Below are 14,659 nucleotides of genomic sequence, written 5' to 3' on the forward strand. Positions count from 1 at the left end.
GTGATCAGAATCCGACGTTTTCGCGGCCCTTGAGGTTCAGCATCTCGCGGGCTTCGTCCGGGGTTGCGACTTCGAAGTTCAACGCCTCAAGGATCGTGCGGATACGCGTGACCTGTTCCGCATTGGAGGCGGCGAGTTGGCCGGGGCCGATCCAGAGCGAGTCCTCCAGGCCAACGCGCACATGTGAGCCCATGGCGGCGCCGATGGTGGCCAGCGGCATTTGGTTCTTGCCCGCACCGAGGATGGACCACTGGTAGTCTTCGCCGAGCAGCCGGTCTGCTGTGCGGCGCATGTGCATTAGGTCCTCTGGGTGGGCGCCGATGCCGCCGAGCAGCCCGAAGACTGACTGGACAAACAGCGGCCCCTTGGCCAGGCCTCGGCCGTGGAAGTGGGCCAGGTTGTTCAGGTGAGAGATGTCGTAGCACTCGAACTCGAAGCGCGTCCCGTTGCCATTGCCGATGTTCAGGATGGCTTCGATGTCGGCAAAGGTGTTTTTGAAGACCAGATCGCGGGACTTCTCCAGGCCTTCGCGCTCCCATTCGTGCTGGAACTCAGGGTAACGGTCCAGCATCGGGTAAAGCCCGAAGTTCATGGATCCCATGTTCAGCGAAGCGAGTTCCGGCTTGAACGTAGCCACTGGGAGCATCCGCTCTTCCACGCTCATGTGCGGCGAGCCGCCAGTGGTGATGTTGATGACGGCATCCGTGTTGGCTTTGAGCTTGTCCAGAATGGGCTGGAAGTGCTTCGGCTTCTGTGAAGGGCGCCCGTCCTTCGGATCGCGGGCGTGCATGTGCACGATCGCCGCGCCGGCTTCCGCAGCTCCAATGGCTGCATCGGCGATTTCCTCTGCGGTAACCGGCAGATGCGGGGACATGGTGGGAGTGTGGATGGCACCGGTGACGGCGCTGGTGATGATGACTTTACGTTTGCTGGCCATGGTGAATCTGTCCTTAGTACGGAGGGAGGTTAGTAGAGCTTTTCGGTGTTTCCATCGACCGCCATCGCCTGACCGTTGACGTTGCGGGCAAGGTCGCTGGCGAGGAAGGCAGCCATGTTTGCGATATCGTCCGCCTCGACCAGGCGCTCCAGCGAGGACTGCTTGTGGTACAGGTCCGAGACCTCTTCGACAGGCTGTCCCAGCATCGTGGCCTTGGCCTCGATCACGGCGTCGATGCGCGGGCCGTTCACCGCCCCGGGGCAGATGGCGTTGGCGCGGATACCCTCGGGCCCTAGCTCAATCGCCAAGGTCTTCGTCAACCCGATGACGGCCCATTTCGACGCCGAATAAGGGCTGCGCCCTGCCATGCCGAGCCGGCCCGCGGCGGACGAGAGATTGACGATCGAGGCATCCTGCGCCTCGCGGAGCAGCGGCAGGGCGTGCTTGATGCAGAAGAACTGGCCGTGAATGTTCACATCAAACGTGGTCTTCCACGCCTCCGCGTCCAAGGTCTCTATGGGGCCGGTTGGTCCAGCGATGCCGGCATTGTTGACCAGCACGTCCAGTCCCCCGAGCCGGTTGCGGACGTCCTCCATAAGTTCGCGGACCTGTGTTTCGTCAGAGACATCGCTGATTGCGGCGGTAAACCCATCCTGCTTGGCTGCGTCGACCGCCGCCGGGTTGATGTCGGTGACCATGACCTCTGCGCCAAGGTCACGGAAACGGTTGGCGATGGCCCGGCCAATGCCTGCTGCGCCTGCGGTGACGAGGACCTTGCGTCCGGTGAAATCCATGAGGTTTGTGCTCCTGTAAAAGGTTGGGGTAGGCGGGTGAAGCGTTAGGATGCGTACGACGGCGGCGAGTACCGCCGTCGTACGCTTGCGTTGCTCAGTGGCCGCCGACGGCGGCCTTGCTCGGGTCTTCCGTGCCGCGCTTGAGGCGCAGGGTGAGCAGCGCGCCGATGACGCACATGGCCACGATGAACCAGAGGCCGGCGAACTTGCTGCCGGTGGTCTCTTCCATCAGGCCCATGACGTACGGGCCTAGGAAGCCGCCGAACAGGCCCACGGTGTTCACGAAGGCGATGCCGCCGGCCAGTGCCGCGCCGGAGAGGCGGGTGGCCGGGTAGGTGAAGAGGATCGGCTGCAGGGCGAAGAAGTTGAACGCGGCCAGGCAGAAGCCGATGAGGCCGAGTACGGGTCCGCCGAGGGCGCCGAGCGTGAAGCCGGCGACAATGCCGACCATGGTGCAGGTGGCGATCGTCCGGGAGCGGGTGGCATTGGTGGCCAGGCGGGGCAGCAGCAGGGCGCCGGCAGCGGAGAAGATCCAGGGCACCGAGGTCAGCAGGCCGATCTGGATACTGCTCAGTTCCCCGTAGGTGCCGATGATCGAAGGCAGGAAGAAGCTCAGTGCATAGACGGCGATCTGGTGGGTGAAGTAGATGCCGACCACCAGCAGGATCTGCTTGTCCTTCAGAACGTGGCGCAGTTTAGAGTTGCCGGAAGCCTCGGCACCGGCCTTCTCCTCCGCCGCGATGCGGGATTCCAGGTCCTCTGCCTCGGCGCGGCTGAGGAACTTCGCATCTGTCGGCTTGTTCGGCAGGTACTTCCAGACGATGAACGCCAGGGCGCAGGCCGGCAGGCCCTCGATGATGAACATCCACTGCCAGCCGTGCAGGCCACCAACACCGTCCATGGTCAGCAGCAGGCCGCCAAGCGGGGCGCCGACGATGTTCGCGATGGAAACACCGAGCAGGAACATTCCGTTGGCTTTGGCCCGGTCCTGGACAACGAACCACTGGGTGAGGAAGTAAATCACACCCGGGAACAGGCCGGCCTCGGCGACACCGAGGAGCATGCGCAGAATGTAGAAAGACCATTCCCCCTGAACGAAAGCCATGCAGGCGGAAATGATGCCCCACGTGATCATGATACGCATGATCCAGAAGCGGGCACCCACCTTGTGCATGATCAGGTTGGAGGGGATTTCAGAAAGTGCGTAAGTCAGGAAGAACAGGCCGGCACCAATGCCATAGGCCGTGGCGGAGATGCCCAGGTCGATCTCCATCCGGTCCTTGGCCATACCGATGTTGGTGCGGTCCAGAAATGCCATGACATAGGCGGCGATCAGCAGCGGCATGATGCGCCGGAAGATGAGCTTGTTGATAACGTGCGGTGGCCTCTTTGCCGTCGCATTCGTGGTGGTCGACATGATCAGGACTTCCTGTTGGAGGGCGTAGTCAGGTAGGGCCGGGTGGATGCCGGTCCTTGCAGAGTGCTTGCTGTTCTAGTTATTTCTCGTGGCGCCTGGTGGGCAGCCACAGGTCCGGCCCAAGTGCAGCCGGTGTTCACACAGGATGTGCGTGAAAGTGTTGCGCGGATGGGTGATCTGACCCAGCAGCAGGCTGAACGCGTTGTTAGCCATTTCCTGGACCGGCTGGACAATGGTCGTCAGGCCAACAAGCTCGGATCGGCTGTGGGGCAGGCCGTCACTGCCAACCACTGCGAGGTCTTCGGGGATGCGCAGCCCCATCGAGAGGGCATGCTCCATAATTCCGATGGCGATCTCGTCCGCCCCACAGACGATTGCCCGCGGCGGGTTCGCTGAGGCGAGCAGCTTTTCCGCAGCGACCCGTCCACCGTCGCGGTTCAGCCGGGTGCTGATCTTCCGCTCGCCGGTGATCGTGACGCCCGCGGCTGCGGCAGTGCGCACGAAGGCCTGTTCGCGGGCGAGAGAGGCAGTGGAAAAACGCGGACCACTGACGGTGGCGATCTCGCGGTAGCCGTGGTCGAGGACATGCTGCATGAGTTGGGTGGCCGCAGCGTCGTCGTCAATGCCGACGAAGTCCCCGGGGAGGTGGTCCGAGCGGCGGGAAAGACAGATGTAGGGGACGCGCCGCTGGCGTAGGGTGCGAAGTGCCCGTGAATCCTCGCGCAGGGCCGCTGCGATGATGATGCCGTCCACATTGCGCGCTGCAAAGGTCGCGGCAACCTGCGCGAGTGTATCGGGGTTGTCCTGCGTAGTGGCGACGAAGACTTCGAAACCGTCCCGGCCGGTGGCCGTGATGATGTTCTCGGCCCAGCCTGTATACATCGGGTTGACGATGTTCGGCAGGATCAAGCCGATGACCCGGTTGAGACGCGGGTCGAGGTGAATGCCATCCTGCCCGGTATTTCGGTTAGGTCGGAAACCCAATTCGTTGGCGACTTTGATGATGTGGCGGCGGGTTTCTGTCGAGACACCCGGCTTGCCGTTCATAACGTAGCTGACCGTTGCGGGTGAAACCCCACAAGCGCGGGCGATAGCGGCTGCGGACATCTTGGGAGGACGCAGGGCCGGCTCCGTTTGAATGTCGGTCATGGGATTCTCCTTCCTGCTGATGTCCTGGATTCGCTTCATAGTGTCTGTGCATCGATGGTCACCTTTAGTGACGTGAATTGCGCCTTGCTGTGATGACTATTACAGACCGGGCTTACGCATTAAGCAACGTTAAGTAGAGTCGCTCAACGCTTCTGAAGGCACACATCAGCATGTCCCGCGCCATGTCACCAATCCCGAACCGACCCCGGCTGCGAATACAGAGCATGAGCACAACACCAGTTGTCGGAATAAGGCCGGAAGAGTCGGCGGTGGCGGCGTCTGCCCGCCATGCCGCCGCCGGATCGCTTTCAGAACTAGAGCAGGCGTGGAGAAATCCGCAACCGGACGCCGTCGTCACTGCGGCACGAAGGCATCTGGCCGCCGCCGAGAACTGGGCCGATGCGCGCCGGGAAGGCGCCTGAGTATTCTCACGCAAACCCTTTGCCGGCAGGGCGCCTTCTACGGCTCCCAGCCCAACCGGCGGCTTAGTTCCCGCGTGACGCGCTCCAAGGCGGCCAGAATTACGTCTTGGGAAGGCGCGTCACCTAGCCCGGCGGGCAAGGCCAGCGGTTGCGTGTTGTAGGAATGGGTGACGGCGATGGAGGCGACTATGCGGCCGGTGCGGTCGCGGACGGGTTTGGCAATAGAAGCCAGGCCTTCGGTGACTTCCCCGAATTCACGGGCGAATCCCTGCCTTCTCGTGGCGGCCAGCTGCTGCAGAAACTCCGCGTGCGTCGTCGGGCCCTTGCCGGTCCTGAGGATAAAGGCGTAGTCAGGCGGGAAGAGTGCCTTGAGCTGGTCTTGTTCGAGGCCCGCGAGAATGACCCGGCCGGACGCAGTGAGGTGCGCCGGCAACCGGACGTTCTTGGCCGTCACCAGCGCGGGCCGAAATGGCGAAGCCTCCTCGTGGATGTAGAGCGTTTCGTGTCCGTGCAGGACGGCCAGATGCGCCGTTTCCCCGAGCCGCTGCACGAGTCGTTCCAGCACTGGACGCCCGAATCTCGCCAACGGAACCTGGATGCCGAATGCCTGGCCGATCTCAAGTGCGGCGATGCCCAATGCGTAGGCCTGCAGTTCCGGGAGGTGGGTCACGAACCCCAGCGACTGCATTCCCCGCAGCAGCCGGAAGGTTGAAGACCTCGGAGCGTCAATGGCATCCGCTATGCGTACCGCGGAGACCGGGTTGGCCTGGGTGGCGAGAAAGCTCAAGATCCGCAGCGCCCGTAGGGAACTGGCCGGGTCCTCTGCCATGGCGCTCCCCTCGGATGTAATCAGGATCTCATATATGAGACAGCTTCTGCCGGTATTCCATTGTCCCCGCAACCGGTCAAAGGGTCCCATGGTTCTAACAGAAAACGAGTCGCATGATCCCGCGGCCCAGCGTTAGGAGTCCATCATGGCCATCACGTCGACGGCCCCGCAGACTAAACAGCGCCAGATGTGGAAGCTGTTCGTGTACAGCGGCATCGGCGCATTCATGTTCTTTGTTCCGCTCACCATCGGCGGCAAGAACACGATCATGCTCGACCATATCGTCACCTTCCTTCAATCCACCATCGGGCCGGCACTGCCGTACTATGCGCTGGCGGTCATCGTTGCGGGCGCGGTGTACCCCTTCGTCACGGGGACCTGGAAAAACTCCGTCGTCGAGACAGTGTTCTCGTTCTTCAAAGTCGCGGGCATGGTCGTCGGCTTCATGATGGTCTTCAAGGTTGGTCCCGCCTGGCTGTTCGCGAAGGACATGGGTCCGTTCCTGTTCGACAAACTGGTGATCCCGGTCAGCCTGCTGGTTCCCATCGGAGCCGTGTTCCTGGCGCTGCTGGTCAGTTACGGGCTGCTGGAGTTCGTAGGGGTCATGGTCCAGCGGGTCATGCGGCCCATCTGGAAGACGCCGGGCCGTTCCGCGATTGATGCCGTGGCTTCCTTCGTCGGCAGCTACTCGCTCGGCCTGCTGATTACCAACCGGGTCTACAAGGAAGGCAAGTACACGGCCCGGGAGGCCGCCATCATCGCCACCGGCTTCTCCACGGTTTCGGCGACGTTTATGGTCGTCGTCGCCAAGACGCTGGACCTGATGGGCCAGTGGAACACGTATTTCTGGGTTACCTTCCTCGTCACGTTCCTGGTCACGGCCATCACCGTCCGGATCTGGCCGTTGAATGCGGTGCCGGACACCTACCACCCGGACGCGAAGCCGCAGCCGGAGGAAGAAGTCAGCGGCAGCCGCCTGTCCTTCGCCTGGCGCGAGGCGCAGGAAACGGTGGCAGCGGCACCCTCGCTGGGCACGAACATCTGGATCAACGTCCGCGATGGCGTCCTCATGACCATGGCCATCCTGCCCTCGATCCTCTCGATCGGGCTGCTGGGACTGGTGCTTGCCACCTACACGCCCGTCTTTGACTGGCTTGGCTACGTGTTCTACCCCTTCACCTGGGCGCTGCAGATTCCGGAGCCGATGCTCGTGGCGAAAGCCAGCGCCGTCGGTATTGCCGAGATGTTCCTGCCGGCGTTGATCGTCGCGAAGTCCGCAATTGTGGCGAAGTTCGTCATCGGCGTCGTTTCCGTTTCCGGCATCATCTTCTTCTCGGCCCTGGTGCCCTGCATCATGGCCACAGACATCCCGATTCCCCTGTGGAAGCTGGTGGTCATCTGGTTCCAGCGGGTCGTGTTGACACTAATCCTGGTTACGCCGATCGCGTTTCTCCTGTTCTGATGTGAGCCGGCGCTCGGCTGCGGCACAATGGAGCCATGTGCGGACGCTACGTAATGGCCAAGGCCACGGCCGACCTGGTTGCCTCGTTCCGGACCGACGAGACGGTGGGGGATGATGTGCCGCCGTCGTGGAACGTCGCGCCGACCGACGGGGTTCGGATCGTGACCGAGCGGCTGAACCACGACGGCGAGTTGTCCCGGCGGCTCGCCACGGCGAAATGGGGTTTGGTTCCCGTGTGGGCCAAGGACCCCAAATCCGGCGCCAAGCTGATCAACGCGCGGATGGAGACGGTCACCGAGAAGCCGTCGTTCCGCAAGGCCGCCGTCAAGCGCAGGGCGTTGGTCCCGGCCGCCGGTTACTACGAATGGGAGAAGAAGGACGACGGCGGGAAAATCCCCACGTACCTGTTCTCCGAATCGGAGCCGCTGATCGCGTTCGCCGGCCTGTACGAATGGTGGCCCGACCCGGCCCTCCCCGAGGACCATCCGGAAAAGTGGCTGATGTCCTGCACCATCATCACCACTGCTGCCGCGGATGCCCTCGGGCACATCCACGACCGGACGCCGCTTATTGTGCCGCGGGACCTGCAGGAGGATTGGCTGAACCCGCAGCTGACGGACAAGGCGGAGGTGCAGGGACTGCTCGACGCCATTCCGGAACCGCACCTGATCCCGCGCCGCGTCAGCAGCAAGGTCAACAGCGTCCGCAACAACGGCCCCGACCTCATCGAGGAAGATCCCGACGCCGGTTAAGTTGCGCGCTTGGGGCGGGCCCGGAGATGTGCCCGTTCTCCCTGCGGTCCGAAGAGCGCGAGGAACTCGACAGGTTCTTTATCGGCGTTGCCCATCCAATGGGGGAGCCGGGTATCGAACTCGGCTGCCTCGCCGGGCACCAGTACCAGCTCCTTGTCACCCAGCACCAGGCGCAGCCGCCCGCTCAAAATGTAGAGCCACTCGTAGCCCTCGTGCGACCGCGGATCAGGCTGGGCCGGGTGGTCGACGGCGGGCAGGATGTACTTGTAGGCCTGCAGTCCGCCGGGCCGCTGGGTGAGCGGCAAGACCGTGGCGCCGTGATGTTTGATGGGGCGAAGGTGGACCCGCGGATCTCCGGTCGGCGGGGCGCCGACCAGTTCGTCGATCGGCACCGCGTAGGTCTGCGCCAGCGGCAGCAGCAACTCCAGCGTGGGCCGCCGCTGCCCGGCCTCCAGCCGGGACAGCGTGCTGACGGAAATTCCGGTTGCCGCGGACAGCTCAGCCAGCGTGGTCTCCCTTTCCTGCCGCAGGGACTTCAGCCGGGGGCCAACGGCGTCGAGCATTGGGCCCAAGTCTTCGTTCATGGACTCTATTTTGCCATTCCAGCAAACTTACTTGCCACTTTTCGTCCCCAGAGCGAACACTTAAGAGACCGCCGGATCTCCAGGATCGGCGGGACGGTTTGAACATGGAGGACAAAGACATGACTGAAACAACGGAAACTGTGCCGGCCAAGGAGCTGTACGACGTCGTTATCGTGGGTGGTGGTGCTGCCGGGCTGGGTGCCGCGCTGACGCTCGCGCGGGCTCGCCGCTCGGTGCTGATCATCGACTCGGGCGAGGCGCGGAATGCCCCGGCCGGACACGTGCATAATTACCTCGGCCGCGAGGGCACGCCGCCGGGCGAGCTGTACGCCATCGGCCGTGAAGAAGTTCTCGGCTACGGCGCGGAGATTGTCTCGGGAACGGTGACTACCGCAAGCAAGGAGAACGACGGCGGGTTCCGGGTCGGGATCGACGGCGGACGTTCCGTGCGGAGCCGGCGCCTGCTGGTGACGACCGGTCTGGTTGACAGGCTGCCTCCCATCGAGGGGTTGGCGGAGCGGTGGGGACGCGACGTAGTGCACTGCCCGTACTGCCACGGCTGGGAAGTTCGCGACCAGGCCATTGGCGTCATCGCTGTGAACATCGGGTTGGCCATGCACCAAGCGCTGCTGTGGCGCCAGTGGACCGATGACGTGACACTGTTCCTGCACACCGCCGAGGAGCCTTCGCCGGAGCAGGCAGAGCAGCTGGAAGCACGCGGCATCACAGTGGTTACGGGCGAGGTTGCTGCCGTGGAGACGGAGTCGGATGTGCTGGCAGGTGTCCGCCTGACAAGCGGGGAAGTCTTTGCCCGGCAGGCGGTTGCGGTCGCGACGCGGATGGATGCGCGGGCGGGTTTCCTCGACGATCTGGGACTGGAAGTGGCAGAGCAGAAATTCGGCGACTTCGTCATGGGAACCTTTGTCCCGTCCGAACCGACCGGTGCTACTTCCGTGCCAGGAGTCTACGTTGCCGGCAACGTCACAAACCTGTCGGCCCAGGTGATCGTGGCCGCTGCCGCGGGCGTCAACACGGGTGCCATGATCAACGCCGACCTGATGGTCGAAGATACGCAGCTAGCTGTCGAGGCTCGGGCTGTGTCTGTCTAGTTCGGGCCGGTTATCCTGCGCGGCTTTCGTGCTGCGGTAGTAGGCGCCGCTGGCGGGACACGGGAAATTCGTTCCGGACGGTCGTGACGGCATCCAGCGGAATGTCCGCGACGATCAGCGCAGGATCCATACCGAGCTCCTCGATGACGGCACCCATGGGGTCCAGCAACACGCTGTGCCCAATGGACACGGGCGGAGCCTGGCATGCTCCGGCCAAGTAGACACCGTTCTCTATTGCGCGGGCGGCGGTGAGTGAGCGCCACTGGTTGGTTTTATGCTTGCCGGGAACCCAAGCGGCGCAGGTGAGCAGGACCTCAGCGCCGGCGTCGGACAATGATCTTGCCAGCTCCGGGAACCGCAGGTCGTAGCAGGTCATCAGGCCAAACCGGACGCCGTCGAAATCGAAGAACGTGGGCTCGGCCAGGGGCGCCGGCTTGATGTACGTGGACTCGGCATAGCCCTGCGCATCGAAGAGATGGATCTTCCGGTACGCGGCCAGCCGCCCGCCGTCCGGCCCGAAGGCCACCAGCGTGTTGTAGGCGCGGCGGCTCTCGTCGCTGGTTTCGACCACACCGGCGACGAGAGCGATGCCATGCGCCTGGGCAATGCGCGACAATTCGGAGCAAACCGGCCCGTCCAGCGGCTCGGCTACTTCCGGGAAGGAGGCGTCCAGTACCTTCTTCTCGTACGTTGCGTACTCCGGCAGAACCAGGATCCGGGCGCCGCCGTCGGCAGCTTGCCGGGCAAAGCCTGCGATGGCCGCGAGATTGCCATGGATGTCCGTTCCGGATGCCAGCTGGCCTAGAGCGATGCGCACGGTCCGCGTTCCTTCCGTCGTGGTAACAGGTGCAGGCTCAGGCGGCGACTTCTTCGGTCGCCTTCATCTCCGGCGGCGCCTTGCGGAAGCCGCGGGTGATCACGGCCAGGACGATGACGCCGACCGCCAGCCAGTACAGGCCCAGCGTAATGGCGTTGCTGTCCAGCCGCGAGAGCAGGTACGCGCAGACAATAGCGCCGACGGCCGGAATCACCACGTAGCTGAGCGGGTTCAGCATATTCCCGGCACGACGCTGCCTGACAAAGTGGAAGACCACCGAAAGGTTGACCAGGGTAAATGCCGTGAAGGCGCCGAAGTTGATGAACGACGTCGAGGTCGCGACATCGAGGAAGATCGCGATGAGGCCCACCGTGCCGGTGATAATCAGGTTCAGTACCGGCGTGTGGAAGCGCGGGTTGAGCCGACCGAACACGGCCTTGGGGAGCACCGAGTCCCGGCCCATGGCGTAGAGCAGCCGGGAGGCGCTGGCCTGTGCCGCCAGCCCGGAGGCGAACTGGGCAACCACCAAGCCGGCGAGGAAGACGGCACCGAAGAGTTGGCCGCCGATCTGCACCGCGATCTCGCTCGCCGCGGAGGCAGAGTCTTCGAAAACACCGCCCGGGTGGACCAGTTGGGTGAAGTACGAGACGACGACGAAAATGCCGCCGCCGATCAGCGCGATCAACATGATGGCGCGGGGCATGTTCTTGCGCGGCTCAACGGTCTCCTCGGTCAGGGTGGTGACTGCGTCGAAGCCGAGGAAGGAATAGGCGGCGATCGCTGCGCCGGCGGTGATCGCCCCGAAGCCGGAGTCCGGATTCATGAACGGCTCCGGGCTGACGAGGGCGCCAGCGCCGGAATTGCCGACTACGTGCCCGATGGACAGCGCCACGAAGAAGACGATGACCAGCAGCTGGAACGCCATCAGCAGGTAGTTCGCCTTGTCCGCCACTTTGATGCCGAGGACGTTCAACGCCGTCGTAATCAGGATGAACCCGACGATCCATAACGCAAACGGCACGCCGGGGAACTGGGCAGACAGGTACGCACCGCCGATAAGCCAGATCACCATCGGCAGGAACAGGTAGTCCAGCAGGATGGCCCAGCCGACCAGGAAGCCTGCCCGCGAATCGATCGACTTGCGGACGTAAGTGTAGGCGGAACCGGCCACGGGGTAGGTGATGGCCATGCGGCCGTAGCTGTGCGCCGTGAAGAGCATGGCGATCAGGGCGACGAGGTAGGCCGACGGTGAGGCGCCGCCTGTGGCCTCGGCGATGACGCCGAAAATGCCCAGCACGATGAGCGGGGTGAGGTACGCCAGTCCGAAGAGCACCAGTGAGGGAAGCTTCAGGGTGCGGGTCAGCGTGGTCGATGAGGTTGAGGTTGGAGTGCTCACGGATTGTTCCTCAAGTCGGGGGACTGCGGGGTCCAGGTGGCTGGATCGATGCGGCCTTGATAGACGGGGAAGTCGATAGCGGGCTCGCCGGAGTTGAACTGCGACCACATCCGGTTGACGCCCTCGGTGCCGTGCGTCCTGACACGGTCGACGGCGGCCAAGTCCAGGTCAGCTGCCAGCAGGACTGGTTCAGCGTCGGCGGCCTCGACGATTGCGTTGCCCTCCGGGTCGACAATTAGGCTTCGCCCTTGGCCGGTGGGGCCAGCGCAGTTGACGCTCACCACAAAGACCTGGTTCACGATGGCATTGGCGCGTGCGAGGACTACTTCCTGCTTGCGGTCCGGCGAAGTGGTCTTCACGACGTTCAGAATCACTTCTGCCCCCATCCAAGCCAATTGGCGGGTGGTTTCCGGGAACCAGGCGTCGTAGCAGATGTTCAGGCCGACCCGCGTAGTGCCGCCCACATCGACGACGGCGAAGCGGTCGCCCGGATCGTATGGCTCGTGGGGACGCCACGGAAAGATCTTGCGGTAGTAGCCAGCCAACTGGCCCTCGGGCGAGAGGACCAGTTGGGTGTTGAACAGCTGGCCTTGGGGTCCGCGCTCGCAGACGCTGCCGGGGACGAGCCAGATGCCGAGGTCCCCGGCAATCTGCCTGAGCTCCGAGATGCGGGGTCCGTCCAGCGGCTCGGCACTTTCCTGTAATGCCTCGGTGCGCTGCAGATCGGGGTTGCCGTCGCCGAACAGGTGCAGTTCGGGGAAGACCACAAGCTTTGCGGACGGGTGATGCGCGAGGGCTTTGCTGGTTTCCTCTGCGAATGCGGAGATCGATTCACCGATGAGGCGGGGCGGTGCCTGCGCGGCGACCAGGGGGAGGATGCGTTGCATGGTGCGGGCTTCCTGTTGGTTGTTGTGACTCATGACATAATAGATCAAGTTGAACCAATAAAGGAAGTGGTGCAAGTGCAGCTCGTAAGGTGGTGTCTATGAGCAGCACAGTTGACTTGGTTGCGTCCCCTATCGAGGAGGGCCCGCTGGCCGGTATTGATCGCAGGAGTGCGATCGATGCCGTCAGGTTGCGGATCGGTATGGCGATCCTGCTTGGGTTGCTCAAGCCCGGGGAACGATTGCCGGACCAGAAGGATGTAGCACTCGGCCTCTCAGTCAGCCCGATCACGGCCCGCCGTGCGCTGACTTCCTTGGCCGAACAGGGCATTGTGGTGCGGCGTCGGGGACGAGGCGGCGGCACCTTTGTGGCGGACGAGCCCCCGCGGGAGATTCTGCAGGAGATCGCCGCTGCACCCAGTGAGCTCGCGGCCATCCATAAGTTGGTGGACAAGCGACTGCTGTTCGAATGCTCGATCTCCCACTTTGCCGCTCTCAATGCGAGTTCCAGGCAGCTGGATGAGTTGGAGAGGCTGACCGCAACGATGGCTGAGGCAACAGGGTGGTCCGAGTACCACCAGGCCGACGACGAGTTCCACCGCCTGGTTGCGAGTGCATCGGGGCTAGGCAGCGCAGTCGACGAGTACAACCATGCGCTGGCAGAGCTGTACGCCTACTTTTTGCCTTATCCCATCGAGCATTTGCACGCTTCAAACCGCGACCATATCCGCCTTGTCGAAGCATTGCGGGGGAAGGACGTTTGCTCCGCCGTCGAGGTTTCGCGACAGCATGTGGGCATCCTGCATCGGACCATGTTCATGGGGCTGTTGGAGGAGCGGCACCAGACGGCTACCTAACGTTCCTACAACGCATCCTTTAACCCGGCATTTTTGTGGGCAGTCCCAACTAGGTTGGGAGGGTCATCGAGGTCACAACTTCTCTGGGGGAATCATGCAGTTGTCAGAACGGCTTGCAGCTTTGGCGGCAAAGATAAAGCAGCAGCGCGGAATCATTGAGACGGAGGAAGCCACGAAAAACGCCTTCGTGATGCCTTTCATCTCGACGGTCCTCGGATACGACGTGTTCAACCCTCTCGAAGTTGTTCCCGAGTTCACTGCCGACGTTGGGATAAAGAAGGGGGAGAAGATCGACTATGCCATCGTCCGCGATGGGGAAGTCCAGATTCTGATCGAGTGCAAGCGATCGCTCGGCGACCTGCGTATTGAACATGCCTCCCAACTGTTCCGCTACTTTGCCGCAACCAATGCTCGCATCGCCATCCTGACTAACGGCGAGGTCTACCAGTTCTACACTGACCTCGATGCGCCAAACCGGATGGACGCAAAGCCCTTCTTGATTTTGGATCTCAATGACGTCGACGAAACCCTGATTCCAGAGATCATGAAGCTCTCGAAGGATGTCTTCGATCTGGATTCAATTATTAGCGCCGCAGAGGAGCTCAAGTACATCGGCCAGCTGAAGCGAGCGATCGCCGCACAGTTCCAGTCTCCAGAGGATGACTGGGTCAAATTCCTGACGGCGAAGGTCTATGAGGGAGCCTTCACTCAGCGAGTACGCGAGCAGTTCACGGGCCTTGTCGTGAAGGCGACGCGGCAGTTCCTCAGTGATCAAGTGAATGACCGGCTCAAAGCTGCGTTGGGTGAATCGTCGATTCCGGCAGTTACTGACGCTACGCTCGCGGCAACTGTCACCAGCGAGAAGCCAGTGGAAGACGACCTGGCCCAAGACGGTGTCGACACGACCATAGAGGAGTTGGAAGGCTTTCAGATTGTCCGCGCCATTGTCTGCAGCGACGTGAAGCCGAACCGGATTGTTCATCGGGATGCGAAGTCCTACTTCGCGGTTCTGCTCGATGACAACAATCGAAAGCCGATTGCAAGGCTGCACTTCAACCGGAGCCAGAAATACCTGGGCGTTTTCGGGTCTGACAAGACCGAAACGCGTCATCCCATCAGCTCCCTTGATGAGATTTACGAATACGCCGACCAGTTGCGAGAAACAGTCCGCCAGCATGAGGGTCAGGCCGCAGCTTAGCGTCTGGTCTTTTTTCCAAGCCCAGCAGAACTTCGGCGCTGGTAGACAAGGG

At 62.7% G+C, this 14,659-nt stretch carries 15 protein-coding genes; 6 read left to right on the top strand and 9 right to left on the bottom strand.

Annotated features, from left to right (window positions below):
- Positions 1–4: 4 nt before the first annotated feature.
- The 4 genes from B0G38_RS11130 to B0G38_RS11145 form a co-directional block, all read right to left on the bottom strand.
- Complete coding sequence (locus B0G38_RS11130; protein WP_264669516.1) at positions 5–937, bottom strand: beta-keto acid cleavage family enzyme; 933 nt, start codon at positions 935–937, stop codon at positions 5–7.
- Between the two features lie 29 nt (positions 938–966).
- Positions 967–1,731, bottom strand: a complete 765-nt coding sequence (locus tag B0G38_RS11135) for an SDR family oxidoreductase (RefSeq protein WP_319801241.1) — start codon at positions 1,729–1,731, stop codon at positions 967–969.
- A 94-nt stretch (positions 1,732–1,825) separates the two neighbouring features.
- On the bottom strand, positions 1,826–3,148 hold the full coding sequence (locus B0G38_RS11140; RefSeq protein ID WP_264669517.1) for an MFS transporter: 1,323 nt from the start codon (positions 3,146–3,148) through the stop codon (positions 1,826–1,828).
- Between the two features lie 75 nt (positions 3,149–3,223).
- Positions 3,224–4,297 carry a LacI family DNA-binding transcriptional regulator gene (locus B0G38_RS11145; RefSeq protein WP_264669518.1) on the bottom strand — a complete coding sequence of 358 codons (1,074 nt, stop codon included), beginning with the start codon at positions 4,295–4,297 and terminating at the stop codon, positions 3,224–3,226.
- A 224-nt stretch (positions 4,298–4,521) separates the two neighbouring features.
- Between B0G38_RS11145 and B0G38_RS11150 the strand changes: the two genes are divergently transcribed.
- Complete coding sequence (locus B0G38_RS11150) at positions 4,522–4,719, top strand: hypothetical protein (protein WP_264669519.1); 198 nt, start codon at positions 4,522–4,524, stop codon at positions 4,717–4,719.
- Positions 4,720–4,756: 37 nt separating this feature from the next.
- Here B0G38_RS11150 and B0G38_RS11155 read toward each other — a convergent pair whose 3' ends face one another.
- The gene (locus B0G38_RS11155) at positions 4,757–5,548 is read right to left on the bottom strand and encodes an IclR family transcriptional regulator (protein ID WP_264669520.1); all 792 of its coding nucleotides are present in this window, start codon (positions 5,546–5,548) and stop codon (positions 4,757–4,759) included.
- 145 nt (positions 5,549–5,693) lie between these two features.
- On the opposite strand from B0G38_RS11155, the gene B0G38_RS11160 reads away from it, so the two are divergent.
- Positions 5,694–7,010, top strand: coding sequence for a YjiH family protein (locus B0G38_RS11160; protein WP_264669521.1), 1,317 nt, complete (start codon positions 5,694–5,696; stop codon positions 7,008–7,010).
- A 35-nt stretch (positions 7,011–7,045) separates the two neighbouring features.
- On the top strand, positions 7,046–7,762 hold the full coding sequence (locus B0G38_RS11165) for an SOS response-associated peptidase (RefSeq protein ID WP_264669522.1): 717 nt from the start codon (positions 7,046–7,048) through the stop codon (positions 7,760–7,762).
- On the opposite strand, the gene B0G38_RS11170 is transcribed toward B0G38_RS11165, so the two are convergent.
- On the bottom strand, positions 7,759–8,346 hold the full coding sequence (locus B0G38_RS11170) for a helix-turn-helix domain-containing protein (protein WP_264669523.1): 588 nt from the start codon (positions 8,344–8,346) through the stop codon (positions 7,759–7,761). The genes B0G38_RS11165 and B0G38_RS11170 overlap by 4 nt on opposite strands.
- 119 nt (positions 8,347–8,465) lie before the next feature.
- Here B0G38_RS11170 and B0G38_RS11175 point away from each other — a divergent pair, with 119 nt between their 5' ends.
- Entirely contained in the window at positions 8,466–9,455 is a 990-nt protein-coding gene (locus B0G38_RS11175) for an NAD(P)/FAD-dependent oxidoreductase (protein ID WP_264669524.1), read from the top strand.
- A 10-nt stretch (positions 9,456–9,465) separates the two neighbouring features.
- On the opposite strand, the gene B0G38_RS11180 is transcribed toward B0G38_RS11175, so the two are convergent.
- From B0G38_RS11180 to B0G38_RS11190, 3 genes are read right to left on the bottom strand one after another with little or no spacing between them, the layout of a single operon-like run.
- Positions 9,466–10,272, bottom strand: coding sequence for a carbon-nitrogen hydrolase family protein (locus B0G38_RS11180; RefSeq protein ID WP_264669525.1), 807 nt, complete (start codon positions 10,270–10,272; stop codon positions 9,466–9,468).
- A gap of 37 nt (positions 10,273–10,309) precedes the next feature.
- A complete protein-coding gene (locus B0G38_RS11185) occupies positions 10,310–11,668 on the bottom strand; it encodes an APC family permease (protein ID WP_264669526.1) in 1,359 nt (452 codons plus the stop codon).
- Complete coding sequence (locus tag B0G38_RS11190) at positions 11,665–12,555, bottom strand: carbon-nitrogen hydrolase family protein (RefSeq protein WP_264669527.1); 891 nt, start codon at positions 12,553–12,555, stop codon at positions 11,665–11,667. Before B0G38_RS11190 ends, B0G38_RS11185 begins: the two co-directional genes overlap by 4 nt.
- Positions 12,556–12,653: 98 nt before the next feature.
- Here B0G38_RS11190 and B0G38_RS11195 point away from each other — a divergent pair, with 98 nt between their 5' ends.
- On the top strand, positions 12,654–13,409 hold the full coding sequence (locus B0G38_RS11195; RefSeq protein WP_264669528.1) for a FadR/GntR family transcriptional regulator: 756 nt from the start codon (positions 12,654–12,656) through the stop codon (positions 13,407–13,409).
- 94 nt (positions 13,410–13,503) lie between these two features.
- Positions 13,504–14,607 (top strand): type I restriction endonuclease, encoded by a 1,104-nt coding sequence (locus tag B0G38_RS11200; RefSeq protein WP_264669529.1) that lies wholly within the window; start codon positions 13,504–13,506, stop codon positions 14,605–14,607.
- Positions 14,608–14,659: the final 52 nt, after the last annotated feature.

It is taken from the genome of Crystallibacter permensis (genome assembly GCF_025960875.1).
GTDB lineage: Bacteria > Actinomycetota > Actinomycetes > Actinomycetales > Micrococcaceae > Crystallibacter > Crystallibacter permensis.